The organism is Allobosea lathyri, from assembly GCF_900108245.1.
Lineage (GTDB): Bacteria > Pseudomonadota > Alphaproteobacteria > Rhizobiales > Beijerinckiaceae > Allobosea > Allobosea lathyri.
The window spans coordinates 805,907-825,529 of sequence record NZ_FNUY01000001.1 but is presented as its reverse complement, the minus strand read 5'-3'; the positions used below and the strand labels follow the sequence as shown (position 1 = coordinate 825,529).

The 19,623-nt window shown below is 65.2% G+C and carries 19 protein-coding genes; 7 read left to right on the top strand and 12 right to left on the bottom strand.

Annotated features, from left to right (window positions below):
- Positions 1 to 227: 227 nt before the first annotated feature.
- Positions 228 to 1,658 carry a lipopolysaccharide biosynthesis protein gene (locus tag C4S73_RS03765; protein ID WP_103871080.1) on the bottom strand — a complete coding sequence of 477 codons (1,431 nt, stop codon included), beginning with the start codon at positions 1,656 to 1,658 and terminating at the stop codon, positions 228 to 230.
- Between the two features lie 224 nt (positions 1,659 to 1,882).
- Here C4S73_RS03765 and C4S73_RS03760 point away from each other — a divergent pair, with 224 nt between their 5' ends.
- Positions 1,883 to 2,386, top strand: a complete 504-nt coding sequence (locus tag C4S73_RS03760) for a GNAT family N-acetyltransferase (RefSeq protein WP_103871079.1) — start codon at positions 1,883 to 1,885, stop codon at positions 2,384 to 2,386.
- The gene (locus tag C4S73_RS03755) at positions 2,383 to 3,225 is read left to right on the top strand and encodes a DMT family transporter (RefSeq protein ID WP_103871078.1); all 843 of its coding nucleotides are present in this window, start codon (positions 2,383 to 2,385) and stop codon (positions 3,223 to 3,225) included. Before C4S73_RS03760 ends, C4S73_RS03755 begins: the two co-directional genes overlap by 4 nt.
- Here C4S73_RS03755 and C4S73_RS03750 read toward each other — a convergent pair.
- Positions 3,212 to 3,595 carry a VOC family protein gene (locus C4S73_RS03750; protein WP_103871077.1) on the bottom strand — a complete coding sequence of 128 codons (384 nt, stop codon included), beginning with the start codon at positions 3,593 to 3,595 and terminating at the stop codon, positions 3,212 to 3,214. The two genes, C4S73_RS03755 and C4S73_RS03750, sit on opposite strands and share 14 nt — an antisense overlap.
- Positions 3,596 to 3,779: 184 nt before the next feature.
- On the opposite strand from C4S73_RS03750, the gene C4S73_RS03745 reads away from it, so the two are divergent.
- Positions 3,780 to 4,601 carry a helix-turn-helix domain-containing protein gene (locus C4S73_RS03745; protein ID WP_342210558.1) on the top strand — a complete coding sequence of 274 codons (822 nt, stop codon included), beginning with the start codon at positions 3,780 to 3,782 and terminating at the stop codon, positions 4,599 to 4,601.
- Between the two features lie 60 nt (positions 4,602 to 4,661).
- On the opposite strand, the gene C4S73_RS03740 is transcribed toward C4S73_RS03745, so the two are convergent.
- Positions 4,662 to 5,141 carry a PaaI family thioesterase gene (locus tag C4S73_RS03740; RefSeq protein ID WP_103871075.1) on the bottom strand — a complete coding sequence of 160 codons (480 nt, stop codon included), beginning with the start codon at positions 5,139 to 5,141 and terminating at the stop codon, positions 4,662 to 4,664.
- A gap of 75 nt (positions 5,142 to 5,216) precedes the next feature.
- Positions 5,217 to 5,684, bottom strand: a complete 468-nt coding sequence (locus tag C4S73_RS03735) for a MarR family winged helix-turn-helix transcriptional regulator (RefSeq protein ID WP_146071268.1) — start codon at positions 5,682 to 5,684, stop codon at positions 5,217 to 5,219.
- Positions 5,685 to 5,916: 232 nt separating this feature from the next.
- Here C4S73_RS03735 and groES point away from each other — a divergent pair, with 232 nt between their 5' ends.
- The 3 genes from groES (at position 5,917) to C4S73_RS03720 (ending at position 10,340) form a co-directional block, all read left to right on the top strand.
- Positions 5,917 to 6,204 (top strand): co-chaperone GroES, encoded by a 288-nt coding sequence (gene groES, locus C4S73_RS03730; RefSeq protein WP_103871074.1) that lies wholly within the window; start codon positions 5,917 to 5,919, stop codon positions 6,202 to 6,204.
- A gap of 44 nt (positions 6,205 to 6,248) precedes the next feature.
- Positions 6,249 to 7,886, top strand: coding sequence for a chaperonin GroEL (gene groL, locus C4S73_RS03725; RefSeq protein WP_103871073.1), 1,638 nt, complete (start codon positions 6,249 to 6,251; stop codon positions 7,884 to 7,886).
- 354 nt (positions 7,887 to 8,240) lie between these two features.
- Positions 8,241 to 10,340: an ABC transporter ATP-binding protein/permease gene (locus tag C4S73_RS03720; protein ID WP_103871072.1), complete on the top strand. Its 2,100-nt coding sequence runs from the start codon at positions 8,241 to 8,243 to the stop codon at positions 10,338 to 10,340.
- A gap of 338 nt (positions 10,341 to 10,678) precedes the next feature.
- Here the strand turns inward: C4S73_RS03720 and C4S73_RS03715 are convergent, their stop codons facing one another.
- The 5 genes from C4S73_RS03715 to hisS form a co-directional block, all read right to left on the bottom strand.
- Positions 10,679 to 11,161 carry an META domain-containing protein gene (locus C4S73_RS03715; RefSeq protein WP_244595417.1) on the bottom strand — a complete coding sequence of 161 codons (483 nt, stop codon included), beginning with the start codon at positions 11,159 to 11,161 and terminating at the stop codon, positions 10,679 to 10,681.
- Between the two features lie 189 nt (positions 11,162 to 11,350).
- Positions 11,351 to 12,361, bottom strand: coding sequence for an ATP phosphoribosyltransferase (gene hisG / locus C4S73_RS03710; RefSeq protein ID WP_425290309.1), 1,011 nt, complete (start codon positions 12,359 to 12,361; stop codon positions 11,351 to 11,353).
- Positions 12,358 to 13,467, bottom strand: coding sequence for an ATP phosphoribosyltransferase regulatory subunit (locus C4S73_RS03705; RefSeq protein ID WP_244595416.1), 1,110 nt, complete (start codon positions 13,465 to 13,467; stop codon positions 12,358 to 12,360). The genes hisG and C4S73_RS03705 overlap by 4 nt, the downstream gene beginning before the upstream one ends.
- A gap of 161 nt (positions 13,468 to 13,628) precedes the next feature.
- Positions 13,629 to 13,922: a GIY-YIG nuclease family protein gene (locus tag C4S73_RS03700; protein WP_425290308.1), complete on the bottom strand. Its 294-nt coding sequence runs from the start codon at positions 13,920 to 13,922 to the stop codon at positions 13,629 to 13,631.
- Between the two features lie 83 nt (positions 13,923 to 14,005).
- On the bottom strand, positions 14,006 to 15,580 hold the full coding sequence (gene hisS / locus C4S73_RS03695; RefSeq protein ID WP_103871069.1) for a histidine--tRNA ligase: 1,575 nt from the start codon (positions 15,578 to 15,580) through the stop codon (positions 14,006 to 14,008).
- A 151-nt stretch (positions 15,581 to 15,731) separates the two neighbouring features.
- Between hisS and C4S73_RS03690 the strand changes: the two genes are divergently transcribed.
- The gene (locus C4S73_RS03690) at positions 15,732 to 16,433 is read left to right on the top strand and encodes a DUF3053 family protein (protein WP_103871068.1); all 702 of its coding nucleotides are present in this window, start codon (positions 15,732 to 15,734) and stop codon (positions 16,431 to 16,433) included.
- Between the two features lie 206 nt (positions 16,434 to 16,639).
- Here C4S73_RS03690 and glcF read toward each other — a convergent pair whose 3' ends face one another.
- The 3 genes from glcF to C4S73_RS03675 all read right to left on the bottom strand — a co-directional run bounded on the left by glcF (position 16,640) and on the right by C4S73_RS03675 (position 19,545).
- Positions 16,640 to 18,016 carry a glycolate oxidase subunit GlcF gene (glcF, locus tag C4S73_RS03685; RefSeq protein WP_103871282.1) on the bottom strand — a complete coding sequence of 459 codons (1,377 nt, stop codon included), beginning with the start codon at positions 18,014 to 18,016 and terminating at the stop codon, positions 16,640 to 16,642.
- Between the two features lie 8 nt (positions 18,017 to 18,024).
- Entirely contained in the window at positions 18,025 to 19,212 is a 1,188-nt protein-coding gene (locus C4S73_RS03680; protein ID WP_103871067.1) for an FAD-binding protein, read from the bottom strand.
- Between the two features lie 69 nt (positions 19,213 to 19,281).
- Positions 19,282 to 19,545 carry a GIY-YIG nuclease family protein gene (locus C4S73_RS03675; protein ID WP_244595415.1) on the bottom strand — a complete coding sequence of 88 codons (264 nt, stop codon included), beginning with the start codon at positions 19,543 to 19,545 and terminating at the stop codon, positions 19,282 to 19,284.
- Positions 19,546 to 19,623 lie beyond the last annotated feature (78 nt).

Genomic DNA, 19,623 nt, shown 5'->3' with positions numbered 1-19,623 from the left:
GACATCAACTGTGAGCGAGCCTGCCGAGCAGCGTTAAAAGGATTGGTGAATCCGAGAATTCGGCGGCGCCTTTCGACCCGCTATCGCCCGAATTCGACGAATTAACCTTAGCAACCCTGCTAAGGAGAGAGTCAACGAAGCGTTTCCAGAGCAATCGGCGGCGGCGATGCTTCGACCCTCGTCACCAGGTCACGCGCAGACCGAGATTACCCTGCACCGAAACGCGCTCAGCTGCGACCGATTCGGCGCGTCGACCACCAGAACAAGAGGCCGCGGCGGCAATGCATCACGTCGCAGGCCAGCAGCGTCGCGCCGTAGACCGCCATGCCCAGCGTGACCTGCAGCGCGAGTTCGATCGGCGCGGCGAACAGGCCATATAGCGGCCAGAGCGCCGCAATCATCAGGCCCACAGCCAGGACCACGCAGGCGCAATCGCGCAGCGAGGGTGGCACCGGCAGCGTGCGCAACGCCGCGACACCGGTCACCACGAGTACGGCGAGGAAGGCCGCGCTCTGGGCGACGGCATAGACCGTCGGCGCGGAGCTCGGCGCGAAGCCCGCCACCAGTGCAAGGTTCACGGCAAGCCCCAGCACGGCGGCGAAGGTGGTGATCGCTGTGCGCTTGCCCAGCAGGAAGACCGGGTAGAGAGCGGCGTGAAAGATTGTGATCGCGACAAAACCGGGCAGCAGCAGCGCCATATAGGTCGAGAAGCGGCCTTGGAAACTCGCGGGAACGACCAGCCGCTCGAAGGCCGGCAGCACCATCCAGAAGCCCGTGACGATCGGCAGGGCAACCATCAGCACGACGACGATATTCTTGGCGATGCGCTTTTGCGCCGCGCGCCGCCCGCGCGTCTCGTCGAGCCGGATCACCTCGCGCAGCAAGACGATCTCAAGCGTCGCGCCCAAGGTCCCGAACAGCCGCAGGCCCATGTCCGAGGCGAGCGAGAAATAGCCGGCCTCGGCAAAGCCATGGGCATTTGCAAGGAGCGAGCGATTGAGCAGCGGGATCAGCGAATAGATCGCGTTGCCGATGACCAGAGGCAGCGCATAGGCAGCGAACGTCCATGCCAGATCCTTGCGGCCGGCAGCGAGCGAGAGCGGGGCATCCGCCAGCGACCGGCGCACCGCCAACAACGAGATGGCGACGCTGAGCAAACCGCCGAGCAGCACCACGGTCGGGTCCTTCGTCAGCCAGGCGCCCCCGACCATCAGGATCAGCGCCATCACGTTCTTGACGATGACGAGGCGGGCATAGGCGGCGTCGAGGAAGCGGGCCCGGGCGATGGCGCCGTGATAGTCGAACAATCCGGCCCCGATTCCGCCGAGCACCGAGGCGGCCAGCAGCATCGCCGGCAGCCTGAAATCGATGCCGACGGCGATGGCTATGACCAGCAGGCCGCAGAGCGAGACGCTGATCCCCGCCACCAGCACATCGAGCGTCGCCCGGATTTCGGGCTGGGTCTCGCGCGTCTTCAACGAATAAAACCGCACGGCGGACAGTTTCAGCCAGTCGAGCAGCGCCGTATTGATGAGAACGACGATGGCCGCGCCAATGGCGTAACGGCCGAACTCGGCGGGGCCGAGAAAAAAGGCGATGAACAGTCCGAGGACGAAGTTCAGTCCCGCATTGATCACGAAGGGCAGCAGGACGGTCATGCGGTTTGGTCTGCGGTCCCGATCACGGCGCCAATCCGGCAAGGGCCTTGCGACTCAAGGCGCGGGCGTTGAACCTGCCGTCACCATGGCGTAGCGGGCCGGCCATGCTTTTCCAAGGGGAAGCTTGCGACATCATGCGGCGCTGGCGCTGCTGCGGTAACGGCATGGTGGGCGTGCTTGCGCACCCTCTATTCGCGCAACGCTATTGGCCGTAAGCGAACCCGATGACAGCCCTGCTCCCGCCGATCCGCGCCGCGCGCGACACCGATTCGCAGCCGCTTGCGACATTGATTGCCGCGAGCTTCGCGGAATATCCGAACTGCGTCTTCGAATGGTCCGAGTTTCCCGAGCTCAGGCACCCGGCCAGCCACTTCGCCGCGAAGGGTGGCAGACTTTGGATCGCCGACGCGCCGGGCGGCGGCATTGCCGGTTCGCTTGGCGTCACGCCGCTGCCCGAGCAGAACGCCGTCGAGATCACCAAGGTCTATGCCGATCCGGCTTTTCGCGGTTCGGGGCTGGCGCAGGCGCTGTTTTCGGAGGCGCTGCGTTTCAGCGAAGCCGGCGGCTATGTCGAGATGATGCTGTGGTCCGATACGCGCTTTGCGCGCGGCCACCGCTTCTACGAGAAGCTCGGCTTTCGCCGCTGGCCGGGCGAACGCTATCTCGCGGATGTCTCGGCGACCTGGGAATACCATTTCCGCAAACCGCTTAGCGGCCGCCAGGCATGACCGGCAACACCGCGCTGCGAGCCGCGCTCGGCATCGCCCTGCTCACGGCCATGGACGCCGTGATCAAGGGGCAGATGCAGCACCAGCCGTTCATCGTGGCGCTGTTCATGCGCTTCGCCATGGGTGGGCTTTGCGCGCTTGCCGTGCTGCTGCTGGCGCGGCCGGCCTTCCCGACGCGCGACAGCCTGATCGGCAACACCATCCGCATCCCGCTCGTGGTGGTTACGGCCGGCAGCTTTTTCTATTCGCTCTCGGTGTTGCCGCTCGCGGAAGCGCTGACCCTGTCCTTCCTCGCGCCGGTCTTCGTGGCGCTGCTCGGCGCGCTGCTGCTCAAGGAAAAACTCGACTCGCGCATTCTGCAGGCGCTCGGCTTTGGTGTCGCCGGCATGCTGGTGATGGTGTGGCCACGACTGCAGGGACATGTCAGCGGCGCCGGGCTCGGCGTCGCGGCAGCGTTATTCTCCGCGGTCTCCTATGCCTTCAATCTCATCCTGCTGCGGCGCATCGCGGTGAAGGAGCATCCGGCCGTCATCGTCGCCTTCCAGAATTGTGGGCCGGCGCTCTGCCTTGCCATTCCCGCGGCCTTCGCTTTCGTGCCGATGACGGCGCGCGATCTGGGCGCCTATCTCGCAGCGGGCGCGCTCGGTGTCGCCGGCCATCTCGTCCTGACCTCCGCCTTTGCCCGCGCCGCAGCCTCCAGGCTCGCGCCGATCGAATACACCGCGCTGATCTGGGCGAGCCTGCTCGGCTATTTCGTCTTCGCGGAAGTGCCGCTCTATACGACCTATGCTGGCGCGCTGTTGATCGTCGCGGGCGCGATCGCGGTCAGCCGGCGGTAGGCCGCGCGCAATAGGCTTCGAGGCGATAGCCGTCCGGATCGACCACGAAAGCCGCATAGTAGTTCGGCCCATAGGATTCCCGCAGGCCGGGGCCGCCATTATCCGATCCGCCTTGTCCGACAGCCGCGGCATGGAAGGCATCCACGCTCTGTCTGCTCGGCGCTACGAAGCAGAAGTGCAGGTTTGAGCCGGAGTCGGCCGGCACCGGCGTCGCGACTGCGCCGAGCCAGAAGGCGACGGCATCCTTGCCGTAGCCAAGCGTGGTCTCGTCCTCGCTGAGACAGCGATAGCCGAGCGCGCCAAGCGCGGCATCGTAGAACCGCTTCGAGCGGGCAATCCCGCTGACGCCGATGGAAACATGATCGAGCATGGTCGTCTCCTGTTCAGGGTAGGTCGGGGAAATCCGGGATGCGACGGGACATTGGCTTGAAGGCGCCATCTGGCATCCTTGGCGCTGCTGTCATGTTCGGGCTCCAGCCAGGATCATATGGTCCGGCTTAGACCACGTGCCTCTCCTCGCACTTGGGGAAAATTGCTAAACTGGGAGGATGACGATGGCCCATCTTCTGGCCTCAGGTGCCGGCTGGCGCGTGCTGGATATCATCTGCACGGCGGGGCCTGGCGACCGTGTCTTCGAGGAACAGCACGCGTATTGCTGCATCGCCGCCGTCGCGAGCGGCAGCTTCCAGTACCGTTCAGCCCAGGGGACGGCGCTGCTAGCCCCGGGGTCGCTTCTGCTCGGCAATCACGGCAGCTGTTTCGAGTGTGGCCACGAGCATGCGACCGGAGACCGTTGCCTCGCCTTCCAGTTCGACCCGGCCTATCTGGAAAGCATCCTTGCAGGTGTTCCCGGAGCCCGGCGACTCGGCTTCTCCCGGCCGCATCTGCCGCCTTCCCCGGCGCTTGCCGCATTGACGGCCGAGATGGAAGCCGGCGGCGGCGACGCTGCTTCCTATGAGGAGCTTGCGATCAGGCTAGCCGGCGCGGTGGCATCGACGCTGGCGGAAGGACAGCCGGCGAAGGCCGCGCCGACAACCCGCGACGCACGGCGCATCACCCGGGCTCTGCGACGCATCGAGGCGTGCTCCGGCGAGACACTGACATTGAGCCAGCTCGCCCGGGAGGCGGCGATGAGCCCTTACCATTTTCTGCGGACGTTCAAGGGCGTCGTCGGCATGACGCCGCACCAATTTCTGCTCCGAACGCGCTTGCACCGCGCTGCGTTGTTGCTTCGTCGCTCCGAGCATGGCGTCGCGCAGATCGCCTTCGACTGCGGCTTTGGAGACCTCTCGACCTTCAACCGCCGCTTTCGCCTCGCAATGGGCAAAAGTCCCAGCGCCTATCGTACGCACCACGATCGACCCCGCGCGAGCTAGCGCCGCTGTGTTGGCTGCGAACCAGGCCGTCACCCTGGACAGGATGGTGAGCCTAGCCGTCTAGGCCTTCGCCTTGGCCGGAAAGATCAGGCAGGTCTCGGTGCCATGCGCCAAAAGCCTGCCGCGTTCGTCGATCAGCCGGCCCTCTGTCGTCGCAACCGTGCCGCCGCGATGGATCAGCTTGCCCTCGCAGCGCACCATGCCGCTTTCGGGCATGACGGGGCGGACGTAATTGATCTTCATCTCCAGCGTCGTGTAGCCCTCGCCGGATTTCAGCGTGGAGTGGGCGGCGCAGGCCATGGCCGAATCGAGGATCGTCGCGGTCCAGCCGCCGTGAATGGTCCCGAGCGGGTTGAAGAAGCGCGGCGACGGCCTGCCGGTGAAAACGACGCGCCCTTCCTCGACCTCGACGAGATCGAAATCCATGGCATCGGCGAAGGGTGGACCGGGATGCCTGCCCTCGAGCATGCCGCGCAGGAAGCTCAGGCCGTCACCCGCCAGAAGAACCTCGCGTGACACCACGCCGATTTCCCGCGCCATTGCCTTCGTCCCTTCGCTTTCGTGTAGATGCACGATACGGACAGGCAGAGGCCGGGGTCAAGTCAGCGCGTCTCCTCAACGAGTCTCCCTGGCGACGCGGCGCAGCGCTTTCAGGCCGTCGCGCGTCTCGCTCCAGCGCTCCTTGCCGAGGCCGCCTTCGATCCGGTCCTGCGCGGCGCGCCAATAGGGAATGGCCGCTTCGATCGCGGCGCGGCCCTTGTCGGTGACGGCATAGATCGAGGCCCTGCCCTTGCATTCGACCGCTTCGATGAGATCGGCAGCAGCCAGCAGCTGGAGGTTGCGCGTCAGCGAGGTCCGCTCCAGCGCGAAACGTTCGGCGAGCTCCGTCACCGAGCGCCAGGCGCCGGTGCTGAGTGCCGAGAGCAGGACGAATTGCGTGGTCTTCAGGCCGCTCGGCCGCATCGCCTCGTCATAGGCCCGCGTCACGGCGCGCGCGGTCATGCGGACATGAAGCGCGATGCAGGAGCGGGCGATGTCGTCGAGGCGAGGATCTGGAGCGAGGTCGGGCGAGGTTGTCGTCATCTCGCCATGCTATCGTGTTCAACAGCTCTTGGCAGCCGCAGATCTGCGCTGCTGCCCGGCGATGGCGCAGCCTGCATTCACTTTAAGTCGGGATGATTTCTTGACTCTCGGGGGGCACGCGCCTATCTCCGCGCCATCGGTTAGCACTCGGGAATTGAGACTGCTAACAGGTGCCCATCGCGGGTCGGAAACGACGCCCGCATCGAAATTCTACCGAGAGGAAGACAGAACCATGAAGTTCCGTCCGCTGCATGACCGCGTTGTGGTCCGTCGCCTTGATGGCGAAGAGAAGACCAAGGGTGGCATCATCATCCCCGATACCGCCAAGGAAAAGCCCCAAGAGGGCGAGATCGTCGCCGTCGGCCCTGGTGGCCGTGACGAAGCCGGCAAGCTGACCCCGCTCGACGTCAAGAAGGGCGATCGCGTCCTCTTCGGCAAGTGGTCCGGCACCGAGGTCAAGATCGATGGCCAGGATCTCCTGATCATGAAGGAATCCGATGTCATGGGCGTCATCGGCTGAACGCCTGAGACCGTCCTTCCCCGCTTCCAATAAGGAGTAGCTCCATGGCTGCCAAAGAAGTCCGCTTTTCCACCGATGCGCGCGACAAGATGCTGCGCGGCGTCGAAATCCTGAACAACGCCGTCAAGGTCACCCTCGGTCCCAAGGGCCGCAACGTCGTGATCGAGAAGTCGTTCGGCGCTCCGCGCATCACCAAGGACGGCGTCACCGTCGCCAAGGAGATCGAGCTCGCCGACAAGTTCGAGAACATGGGCGCCCAGATGGTGCGCGAAGTGGCCTCGAAGCAGAACGACGCCGCCGGCGACGGCACCACGACCGCCACCGTTCTCGCCGCCGCCATCATGCGCGAAGGCCTGAAGTCGGTTGCGGCCGGCATGAACCCGATGGACCTGAAGCGCGGCATCGACCTCGCTGTCGAGGCCATCGTCGCCGACCTCAAGAAGAACTCCAAGAAGGTCACGTCCAACGGCGAAGTCGCCCAGGTCGGCACCATCTCGGCCAACGGCGACGAGTCGGTCGGCAAGATGATCGCCACCGCCATGCAGAAGGTCGGCAACGAGGGTGTCATCACCGTCGAGGAAGCCAAGACCGCCGAGACCGAACTCGACGTCGTCGAGGGCATGCAGTTCGACCGTGGCTATCTCTCGCCCTACTTCATCACCAATGCCGAGAAGATGGTTGCCGAGCTCGAGGATCCCTACATCCTCGTCTTCGAGAAGAAGCTGTCGTCGCTCCAGGCGATGCTGCCGATCCTCGAGGCCGTCGTGCAGACCGGCAAGCCGCTGCTGATCATCGCCGAGGACGTGGAAGGTGAAGCTCTCGCCACCCTCGTCGTCAACAAGCTCCGTGGCGGCCTCAAGGTCGCGGCCGTCAAGGCTCCGGGCTTCGGCGATCGCCGCAAGGCCATGCTCGAGGACATCTCGATCCTGACCGCCGGCCAGCTGATCTCGGAAGACCTCGGCATCAAGCTCGAGACCGTGACCCTCGCCATGCTCGGACGCGCCAAGAAGGTGCGCATCGAGAAGGAGAACACCACGATCATCGACGGCGCCGGCAAGAAGAAAGACATCGAAGGCCGCGTTTCGCAGATCAAGGCGCAGATCGAGGAGACCTCCTCGGACTACGACCGTGAGAAGCTCCAGGAGCGTCTGGCCAAGCTCGCTGGCGGCGTCGCGGTCATCCGCGTCGGCGGCGCGACCGAAGTCGAAGTCAAGGAGAAGAAGGACCGCGTCGACGACGCCCTGAACGCGACCCGCGCTGCGGTCGAAGAAGGCATCCTTCCCGGCGGTGGCGTTGCGCTCCTGCGTGCGCTCTCGACCGTCAAGGCGATCAAGACCCAGAACGACGACCAGAAGACCGGCGTCGAGATCGTCCGCAAGGCGATCATGGCTCCTGCCAAGCAGATCGTCGACAACGCTGGCGATGACGGCGCGGTCGTGGTCGGCAAGCTGCTCGAGTCCAAGGACTATGCCTACGGCTACAATGCCCAGACCGGCGAGTACGGCGATCTGGTCAAGGCCGGCATCATCGACCCGACCAAGGTCGTGCGCACGGCGATCCAGGACGCGGCTTCGATCGCTGGCCTGCTGATCACCACCGAGGCGATGATCGCCGAGCTGCCCAAGAAGGACTCCGGTCCTGCGATGCCGGGCGGCGGCGGCATGGGCGGCATGGATTTCTGATCCAAGCCATCCTCGCGAAAGCGATACGGAGGCCCGGCGCGAGCCGGGCCTTCTTTTTTGTCGCGCTTCCATAAACTTCCTGTCGAACTCTACGTCCCCGCTTGTGCCGCTGCGGATACACGGCGCGTCGCCGCGTGATGGCGCCGGCTCTCACAACGAAAGTCGTCATTCTCGCCATCCCGCTCAGCACTCCCCCGGCGCCGATCGAACCCCCCCCCGCGCGAGCCGAAGCTTTTCTGTCGCGCGGATGACAATTCGCTCATCTTCACGTGTTGCCATTGAACAGCCGCATCTGCTGCGACATGGTCGCAACTGCGGTTGTCGCCGCGATTCAATATTGACCAGGAACCACCCATGCGCCTGTTGAGTTTCGCCGTAGCCGCAATTGCGGCGATAGCGCTCGTCGTCGGTCAGCAAGGCGGCAATGCCGGCCTGATCGGCATGGGCGTCGTGGGATTGCTGCTCGCGGTCGTGACCTTCCGATCGCCCGGGCTGCCGTTCTTCCTACGGATATTCTCCGGGGTCTTCGGGATCGAATACGTCGTCTTCGGCGGCGCCGCGATGCTGGCGCTGGTCGGCTGGTGGCCGTCCGCGCTCCAGATACCGCCGATTCCGACGAGCTTGCCCACCACCGTGGGCGTCTTCGGCGTGCTGATCTATGCCATCTCCTTCGTGCCGGTGATTGCGCGCATCGCGCGGCTGGCCTCGCCCTATTTCGAATCCGACGAGATCACCACCGCGCGGCTGTGGCCGATCGGCGCGTTCAGCATCCGGCTGGGCACGCTCGCCGTTGCGCTCTTCACCTTCCTGATCGTGCTGAACCAGCTACAGGTCGGCATCACGCTGCGGCTGAGCTACTTCAACCGCGACATGTATGACGCGCTCCAGAACAAGGACGCGGCGGCTTTCTGGTACCAGCTCTTCTATGTCTTCTGCTTCTGGGCCGTGCTCTGGGTCGCCACGAACCTGATCGAGATGTTCGCCAATTACACCATCCTGATCCGCTGGCGGCAGTGGATGGCCAATGAATACAGCGCGCGCTGGCTCAACCACGCCACGCATTACCGCATCGCCCTCGCCGGCAGCGTCGACAACCCCGACCAGCGTATCGCCGAAGACACGCGCTCCTTCGTCAATCAGACCTATGGCTTCGCGCTGCCCCTGCTCTCGCAGGTCTCCACGCTGGTCTCCTTCTCGATCATCCTGTGGAACATTCCGGTGGCCTTCGCCCTGCCGGGCACGAGCTTCGAGATTCCTGGCTATATCTTCTGGGTCGCCTTCATCTATGCGGTGGCGGCGACCTGGCTCACCCATGTGATCGGCCGGCCGCTGATCAGGCTGGAGTTCGAGCAGGAGAAGCGCGAGGCGAATTTCCGCTTCTCGCTCGCGCGGCTTCGCGAATATTCCGAGCAGATCGCGCTGATGGTCGGCGAACCGACGGAGCGCGGGCATCTCGCACAGCGTTTCGGCGACATCGTCACGAACTTCTACCGCCTGGTCTGGCGCCGGCTGAAGCTGACGAGCTTCACCCTGTCCTACAACCAGCTGAGCGTCGTCCTGCCCTATATGATCCTGGCCCCCTATTATTTCGCGGGCACGATCACGCTGGGTGTCATGATGCAGGTCGCCGGCGCGTTCGACCGGGTTCAGACCGCGCTGTCCTTCATCATCAACAGCTACTCCTCGATCGCCTCCTACCTCGCCTCGATCAACCGCCTGACCTCGTTCGAGAGCGCCATCGCAGACGCTCAGCAGATCGCCGCCGATGAAGCCGGCCTGCGTCGCGAGCCGCTGACCGAGAAGTCCGTCCGCCTCGGCAAGACGACACTGAACCTGCCGAACGGGCAGCCCATTGTCCGCATCGATGGCCTCGACCTCGGCGCGGCGCGCTCGACGCTGGTCATCGGTCCCTCGGGATCCGGCAAATCGACCCTATTCCGGGCCATTGCCGGGATCTGGCCCTTCGGTGAGGGCGAGGTCGGTATCCCCGCCGGTGCGCAGATCATGCTGCTGCCGCAACGGCCCTATCTGCCGCAGGGCTCGCTGCGGGCAGCTTTGGCCTATCCCTCCGCCGAAGACAGCTACAGCGATGCTGAAATCCGTGAGGCCATGGGCAAGGTCAAGCTCGCACATCTCGCCGAGCGGCTCGACGAGATCGACCTCTGGGGGCAGCGTCTGTCGGGCGGCGAGCAGCAGCGACTGGCTTTCGCGCGCGCCCTTCTGGCAAAGCCTGACTGGCTCTTCCTCGACGAGGCGACCGCCTCGCTAGACGAAAAGCTGGAAGGCGAAATCTACGCCACGATCAATGCGGAGCTGCCCGACGCCCATATCGTCTCGATCGGCCATCGTTCGACGCTGCGCGAGATGCACGATGCCATCGTGACGATGGAGCCCAACGAGGACGGCACCTTCAGCCCGACGCCGACAGCCAAGGATGCGTTGGCTACGGCGTGACGGCGGCCGGCCCGTCCCGGGACAGGCTCAAGCCTCATCCGCCGAGAGGCCGCTTCGCGGCTCCTCTGGGGATGAGGCTTTGGTGAGGGCGGATCCTCGCGGACAAGCGGCATTAGAGCGCGATGATTTGATCTGGAAACCCCACGTCATCCTGGACGAGCGGCGAAGCCGCGCAGATCAGGGATCCATCATAGGGAGCAGCGTTCTACGATGAAGCCCGGGTCGACCTGCGGTCGCCCAGGATGACGGCGTGTTTCCACGCAAAATCATCAGGCTCTAGCCGCCGATCCGGGATGACCAACCGAGATCAACCTAAACGCGGAACGCTCTAACGGTCTTCAGAGTGCGCGGTCGAGCGTCACTTCGCCGGCGCCGCCCTTGAGGACGAGCTTGCCGTTGACCAGGTCCCAATTCTTGACGGTGCGCAGCACTGTCAGGAAGCTGCGCTCGAAATCGACCAGACCCTTGTCGCAGGTGCGCTTGGTCAAGGCGATCGGCCCGACGGCGAAACCCTGCTGCCTCAGGGGATAGGCTGAAGCCGAGAACGTGTTGCAGCCGCCAAAGCCGGTGCCGCGGAGATTGTTGTCGACCTGCAATGTCGCGCGCCGGTCGGAGACGGGCTTGCCGTTCAGCGAAACCACGCTCCAGGCGGCGCCGAGCGGAAAGTTCTTTTCCTGTGGCGGGATCGGCGTCGCCGGCTTTTCGCCGAGGTCGCTGCGGGACGGCATCTGCTGGCGGCGCTGGGCCGCTGCGTCGGTGGGCATCAGCATGGGCGCCGTCAGGGCGGCAAGAACGGCGGCTAGGCCAAGGCGTCGATTCATGGTCGTCTTACCTGCAGTCATGCGGAACATCAGAACCGGAGCATCATGGTCTCGGCACGCCGAATCCCATGGTTCGGCATCCTGCCCCAGCGCTCACCCGAACGTGGTTAAAACGCGTAGAGGCCAATTGTTCCCGGATCAAGGCTGAACCGCCGTGAAAACGGCGGAGACATGTCCGGGAGCGCTGATTCAGATGCGTGCCGAGAGCCGCTCGATCAGAGGGTTGGTCTTGCGGAAGACATAGGCCGGCGCGCTGACGGTGACATCATCGGCGCCCGCGCGCGCGAGGTGATCGACCAGCGCAAACACCGCCTTTTCCGGGCAATGGATGGTGAGCACCCCGCCCGGCACGGCAGCGCCGAAGGGCAGCCGGGCGCCGAACCGCGCTTCGAGATCGTTCAACGCATTCGTCCCCGCGTCCAGGCGGGCGCGAATTTCGCGCACGGAGCGCGCTTCTTCTTCCGCCGCGATGCGCGAGAGTATCGCATTGGCTGCGGCCCTGGCACGCTGGCCCCAGGGCGCGCGCACCGAGGCGACGAGATTGGCCTCCGACGCCAGCATCATGCCGTCGTCCAGAATCTTCAGCGCATTGCCCTGAAGCGTCGCGCCGGTCGTGGTGATGTCGACCACGATCTCGGCGGTGCCGGCAGCCGGCGCCCCCTCCGTCGCGCCAAGGCTCTCGACGATGCGGTAGTCGGCCAGCCCATGCTGCGCGAAGAAGCGGCGGGTCAGGTTGACGTATTTCGTGGCGACCCGGAGCTTGCGGCCGTGGCGGGCGCGCATGGTGGAGGCGACATCCTCCAGATCGGCCATGCAGCGCACGTCGATCCAGGCTTGCGGCACGGCGACGACGACATTGGCGTTGCCGAAACCCAGCGGCGTCAGCATTTCGACTGCAGCATCGGCATCGGCGAGCTGTTCGCGCACCAGATCCTCGCCGGTGATGCCGAGATGGGCGGCGCCGGAGGCAAGCTGGGCCACGATCTCGGATGCAGACAGAAACGCGACCTCCGCGCCCTCGACCCCGGCAATCGTGCCGCGATAGTCGCGCTCGCCACGCGACTTCACGAATTTCAGGCCGGCGCGGCCGAAGAAGGCGGTGGCATTCTCTTGAAGCCGCCCCTTGGAGGGAACCGCGAGAACCAGCGGGGCCTGATCGGGCTCTGGGACTTGGTTGGCCTGCGGCGCTTGGCTCATCATGCTTGTTCCGTCAGTCGATCGAGCCAGAGCGAGGCGCCCACGGCCGCGACAGGCCGCTTCGCGCCGAGCCTGCTCAGCAGATTGTCGTAGCGACCGCCGCCGGCCACGGGCTTGCCGTCGCTGCGGCGGACATCGTGGAGCTCGAAGATGAAGCCGGTGTAGTAGTCGAGATTGCGGGCGAAGGCCGACGAGAAGGCGATGGCGCCGACATCGACGCCGCGCGCCGCGAGAAAGCCGGTGCGCTCGTCGAACGCGTCGAGATGCTGCCCTAGATCGAGCGAGGCCTGATCGGCCAGCGCGCGCAGGGATGCCGAGGCGCTGTCGGGATCGCCCGACACGGCCAGAACCTGGCCGAGCAGCGTCTTGACGTCGGCATTCACAGGGTTTTCGCGCTCGGCGGCGCGCGCCAGGAAGCGCTCGGCGATGTCGCCAGCGCTGCGGCCACCCACCGTCGAGATGCCGGCGATAGAGAGCACGTCCTCGACGAAGGCCCTGGCCGCCTTGGGGTCCTGCCCTTCCAGCGCCTTGAGCAGGCCGGCATGGGCCGCGTCGCCGTCGACGGTCGGAGGATCGAGCGCCTCGACGGCGTCCGTGCCCTTGCCCTGCACGACGGCGCGCATCAGGCGGCGGCGCGCGCCTTGTGGCACCGAAAGCCCGTCGAGCAGTGCATTGAGCAGGGCGACATCGCCCATCACGACACGCGGCTGCGCTAGCCCCAGCGCGGCAGTCGTCTCGATGGTCAGCGCCATGATCTCGGCATCGGCGGCAGAGACATCCTCGCGGCCGAAGGATTCAAGCCCGGCCTGTGCGAACTCACCAGGCTCGCCTGAGCGCATCCGGAAGACCGGGCCGGCATAGGCATAGGCCGCCGGTTCGGTCGAGCCCGAGGCGATGTGATCGAGCGCGACGGGGATGGTGTATTCGGGGCGCAGGCACCAGTCGCGGCCTTCGGCATCCTGCGTCATGAAGATGCGCCGGCGGATATCCTCGCCCGACAGATCGAGGAAGACATCGGCGGGCTGCAGGATCGCGGGCTCGGCGCGGCCATATCCCTCGGCTGCGAGCAGCGCGATCACGGTCTCGATGCTGGCGCTGTTTCCGGGCACGGCGATCCATCCTGTTGCGGGCGCTGTCCTAGCAGCGATGCCACGCATTTTCGACTGTTTTGACGGAATTGGGTTAGCGGGAATTCGCCACGGCGTCATTCTCGGGCGAAGCGCAGCGAAGACCCGAGAATCTCCGGCAGGAAGAGGCTCCCTTCGCGAGCTCAAATCACGCTCTCGAACAAATCCAGCCAATCCGGATTACTCTTCTCGACCAACTCGATCTTCCAGGCGCGCTCCGAGCGCTTCAGGCTCGTTTCGCGCTGGATCGCCAGGTCGATATGATCATGCGTCTCGTACCAGACTAACTTGTCGAGGTTGTATCGCGCCGTGAAGTTGCGACCTTGAAGCAGCCGATGTTCCGAAACTCGCCGAACCAGTTCCGCTGTCACACCGATGTAGAGCGTGCCACGCGGCTTGTTCGCCATCATGTAGACGAAGGATGGCTCCAGATTCACGCGTGATCCCCACCCCGGTGCAGAGTGAGACGGAGAATTTCCTGCGAGAAATGCTCGGGTCAAGCCCGAGCATGACGCCCTTGTCAGCCGTGTCGCGCCAGCACCCGCTTCACGCCCTCGACCAATCCCTCAGCCGGCACGGCGAACTGCGCCTGCGCCTGCCGCTCCTTATGCTCGGCGGAATCCTTGACGTCGCGGCTGGCGGCAGCGAGTTCGGCGCCCAGGATCAGGTCCTTGATGATCACCGTGCCGGCCTCGCGCTCCGACGAGCCCTGGATGACCGCGCAGATCGCGCCGCGCTTGTCGGCATATTTCATCTGGGCGTTGAAGCCAGACGATCCCAGATAGAGATCGGCGCGCAGGAACGGCTTGCCATTCTCATCCTTTGCCTGACGCAGCGTCGAGACCATCGCCTGATAGGCCGGCATATGCTCCGGCGATTTGTTGTCCATGGCGGTGACGACGACGAGCGGCAGTTCGCTCCGGGCATCGACGATCGGCGACTTCACCGCCTTCAGCGCCGAGTAAAGCCTGGAGACGCCGATCGAGAAGCCGGTTGCCGGCACAGGCTCGGGCCGGAAGCGGCCGACGAGACCGTCATAGCGCCCGCCGCCCGCGACCGAGCCGAAGCGCACGATCTGGCCATCGTCATTGGTGACGGGGAAGGTCAGCTCGACCTCGTAGACCGGGCCGGTGTAGTACTCGAGACCGCGGACGACTGAGGGGTCGATGCGAATGCGGTCGGGCCCGTAGCCGGCAGCAACAAGCAGTTTCGACATGTCATCAAGCGTGCTGACCCCCTCGTAAAGAGCAGGCTTCTCCATGGCGATCGAATCCCAGCTTGTCTTGCTGACAGCCCAATCTTCGACGGCGGTCAAAACATCGAGGAATGCTGTTCGCCCCTCGAAGCTTGAGAAATCAGCATTCAGCAACGCCAGCACGACGTCGCTCTGAGCATCGCTCAGCCCCGCACCCTTTGTAAAATCCCCGCTCTCATCCTTGCGTCCATCACCCAGCAGCAGCCGCACGCCTTCGGGCCCGAACTTGTCGAGCTTGTCGATCGCGCGCAGCACGGTCAGCCGGCGTCCGGCATTCTCCTCGCCGCCGAGGCCAATCGCCTCCATCACGCCGTCGAGCACTTTTCGGTTGTTGACCTTGACGACATAATCGCCCCGCTTGATGCCGAGCGCTTCCATCGTATCCGCCGCGAGCATGCAGATCTCGGCATCGGCCGCCACGCCGCCGGCGCCGACGATATCGGCATCGAACTGCATGAACTGGCGGAAGCGGCCCGGCCCGGGCTTCTCGTTGCGGAAGACATATCCGGCGCGATAGCTGCGATAGGGTTTTGGCAGCGCGTCGTAGTTTTCGGCGACATAGCGGGCGAGCGGCGCTGTCAGGTCGTAGCGCAGCGAGAGCCACTGCTCATCATCGTCCTGAAAGGAAAAGACGCCCTCATTGGGACGGTCCTGATCGGGCAGGAATTTCCCGAGCGCATCGGAGAACTCGACGAAGGGCGTCTCGACCGGATCGAAACCATAGAGCGAGAAGCTCTCGCGGATGACGCCGAGCATGCGTTCGGTGGCGGCGACATCAGCGGGGCCGCGATCGACGAATCCACGCGGCTGGCGGGCTTTGAGCTTGTCGGGCTTCGACATAAGGGTCTGCTTTCACTTCATGCGCGGCTATAGGGCTACTCGACAAGGCCGCGCGTCGGGTTAGCCCGCTGGCGCGCCAGGGGCAAGCGCAGCGCTGGATGGCGACGTGTTTGCAGCATAGAACTCGACCGCCAACGAGGGAAAAGCACGTATGGTGTCATGGTTCAAACATCTGTCGGTCTGCCTGGTCGCGGCTCTGGTGCTCAGCGCCTGCAGCCCGAGCGAGGCCGACCAGCGCAAGGCCTTCATCGCCTTCCTGCAGACGGATGTCCTCTCCAGGCAAGGCGCGCGCGTGCCACGCCCCGATGCCGAGAAGCAGAAGCCTTTCGGTGAGTACGCCGCGCATTACGCCGTCATCACCCGCTTTCACGACCGCATGGACGCGTCGGTGGCCAAGCCGATGCAGCAGGCGATGGCGAATGCGATGCCGCGCTCCATCGAGGAGGTCGTCGCGCGCAAGGCCGATATCGTGACGGTCCGCGCCGGCTTCACCGGCATGTTGGAGGCGCTCAACCAGTCCGTCGCGGTGGCGGACAGCGAGCGTGCCGCGCTGAAACAGCCCGACGATCTCGCCAGTGTCTATGCCGCCGCCTACGACAAGCTGGTGACCCAGCCCGCTACCACCTTCCGGGAGATCTTCCCGCCGACGGACGAGGCGTTTGGCGCGGTGCTGGCATTGGCCGAACTGATCGAACGCAACCGGGGCGAGATCAAGCTCAGGGGCTCGCAGGTCGAGGTGGCGAATGCCGCGTTGCGAGCCAAGGTCCAGGACGCGATGGCCGCGATGAGTTCGAAGCAGCGCGCGATGACGGAGGCGCAGCAGAAGCTGCGCCGGGTTCTTTATGGCGGGTGAGGAGAGGAGCTTGAGGCAAGACGGTTAATTCAAGACGGGTTCGCGTCTGAACCGCGCCTTCATCCTGGGCGTAGCGAAGCGCAGACCCGGGATCCATCATAGGCCGGACGGCGCACTAGGATGAATCCCGGAGCTGCGCGGCGTCGCCGCTTGTCCAGGATGACGCCGAGGTTCCGTGCCATACTCGCGCACATGGCGAAGAAACGTTACTCCGCCGCGATCAGGCTCGGCTGGCTCTTCATCGGCCGGTCGGCGATTCCCACCTGTGCCAGTTTCTCCGGCAGCGGGCCGCCGGTCGCCCAGTCGAGCAGTTCGGCGGTGTGGACGACCGGCGTCTTCGCGCCCTTGTCCGCGAAACCTTTCGCCAGCTGGGTCATGCAGCCGATATTGCCGGTTGCGACCAGCATGGGTCTGGTCTTCTCGATATTGCCGATCTTGCGCTCGCGCAGCTGCCCCGCGATCTCGGGCTGCAGGATGTTGTAGACACCGGCCGAGCCGCAGCAGATATGCCCCTCCGGCACCTCCTTGACCTTGAAGCCGGCCGCCGAGAGCAGGCGCTTGGGTCCGTCCTTGAGCTGCTGGCCATGCTGCATCGAGCAGGCCGAGTGATAGGCGATCTGCAGGGAGACGTCGCGAGCATGCGCAAGCTCGAGCGTCTCCAGAAACTCCGTGATGTCCTTGGCGAGACCGGAGATCCGCGCCGCTTTCTCGGCATAATCCGGCTCGTTGCGGAACATGAAGCCGTAATCCTTGATCGTGGTCCCGCAGCCCGAGGCGGTGATCAGGATCGCATCCAGCCCCTCGCCCTCGACCTCCGCCATCCAGGCGTCGATATTGCCTCGGGCGAATGCGAGCGCATCGTGCTCGCGGCCCATATGGTGCACGAGCGCGCCGCAGCAGCCCTCGCCTTTCGGCAGCACGACCTCGACGCCATGACGCGTCAGCAGGCGGATCGTCGCTTCGTTGATGGCGGGGTCGAGCACCGGCTGGGCGCAGCCGGAAAGCAGGGCGACGCGCTTGCCGCGCGGGCCGGGCGCGGGAAAAACCTGAGGGCCTTCCATGGCCGAGCGTGTCGGCACTCTACCCGGCGCCAGCGCCAGCATCGCCTTCAGCCGCGCCCCGACCACCGGCAGCGCGCCCAGCAATCCGGCAAAGGGCTTGCCCAGCTGTGCGGCGAGCATGGCCAGGCGGAAGCGATCGGGATAGGGCAACACCACTGAGAGCAGGCGGCGCAGCGCCCGGTCGTGCCAGGAGCGCTCATAGGTCTCCTCGATATGGGCGCGGGCATGGTCGACGAGATGCATGTAGTTCACGCCCGAGGGGCAGGTCGTCATGCAGGAGAGGCAGGAGAGGCAGCGGTCGACATGCTTCACCACCTCAGGCGTCGCCGGCTTGCCGTTCTCCAGCATGTCCTTGATCAGGTAGATGCGCCCGCGCGGACTATCGAGTTCGTCGCCGAGCAGCAGATAGGTCGGGCAGGTCGCGGTGCAGAAGCCGCAATGTACGCAGGTCCGCAGGATCTTTTCCGACGCCGGCAGGCGCGGATCGGAGGCGAGATGGGCGGGGGTGAAGTTGGTTTGCATGGTGCCGCTCAAATTCCCGCATACATCCGGCCGGGCTCGAAGATGCCGGCCGGATCGAAACTCTGCTTGATGCCCGCGGTCACCCGCATCAGCGGCTCCGCCAGCGGCTCGAAGACCGGGACGCTGGCTCGCAGCCCATCGGACGCGCGAACCAGCGTCGCGTGGCCACCGAGCGGCTTGATCGCGGCGCGGATCGCGGCAGTGCCGGCATCGCCTGCATCGGGCACCGCGAGCCAGACGAGCCCGCCCCCCCAATCGTAGAACCAGCGCGCCTGGGGCAGCGCACGCGCAATCGCGGCTGTTGCCTTCGGGCCGTTGGTCGGTGCTAGCGAAAGCCGCCAGACCGCCTCCTGCGTGCCCGCGAAAAAGCGGGCATCGCGAACCTCCTCCCAGAGCGCCTGCGAGTCTGCGCCCTCGATCATGACAGGCACGCCATGATCGCTCAGCAGGCTGGCGAGTTCGGCGGCACGATAGTCGATCGAGGCGGAGAAATTTTCCAGCCGAAGCAGCGTGCGGGCATGATCGCCGCCGATACCCGCCGGCAGATGCGCGGCGGCGAAGGGTTCGAAAGGCGAGCCCAGCGCCGCCGACAGCAGCGACACGGCCGCCTCGTCCGCGAGGCCCTGCCAGACCAGCGTGACGATCCGCTCCGGCCTCGGCAGCACGCGAAAGATCACCTCGGTCAGGAAACCGAGCGTGCCATGGCTGCCGGCGACGAGCTTCACGAGGTCGAGCCCGGTGACGTTCTTCATCACGCGGCCGCCGGACTTGATCGCCTCGCCGCGGCCATTGACCAGCCGGATGCCGATCAGGGAGTCGCGCGCCGCGCCGGCATTGATGCGGCGCGGACCGGAGATGTTGCCCGATGCGACCGCCCCGATGGTCGGCTCGCCGGAGGTGCCGAGCAGCGCGCGATGATCCATCGGCTCGAAGGGCAGCATCTGGCCCCGATCGGCCAGCGTCTCCTGAATCAGGGCCAATGGCGTGCCGGCACGCGCGCCGATCACCATCTCGGAGGGTTCGTAGAGCGTGATGCCGGTGAGGCCGGCGCTGGACAGCGTGCTCTGCGTCTGGGTCGGGCGGCCGAGGCCCGCGCGGGTATTGCCGCCCATGATGGACAGCGGCGTGGCGTTCTCGATCAGGGATTTGACGACGGCGCAGGCCTGCGCCTCCGTGGTGGGTATGTGGAGGGTCACGCGCCTCTCCCTGTCTTTCCGGGGCTTCGCGTAGCGAAGAACCCGGAATCCACGATGGGGCGACGGACGTCAAGCGAGCCCTTCATAGAGGTCTTTCCATTCGGGATTCGTCCCCTCGATCAGCGTAATCTTCCAAGCCCTGCGCCACTTTTTCAGAACCTTTTCCCGATCGATGGCATCCCGTATGTCCGCGAATGGCTCGTACCAAACCAGCCGGTCGACCCCGTAGCGACTCGTGAAGCCGACGTTCTGCTTGGACTTGTGCTCATATACTCGCCTCGCAATATCGTTGGTAACGCCGAGATAAAGCGTACCGCTTCGTTTGCTCGCCATCAGTTAGACGAAATAGGCCATCACGCTCACCCGGTCGTGGGTTCCGGGTTCTCGCTTTGCGAGCCCCGGAATGACAGT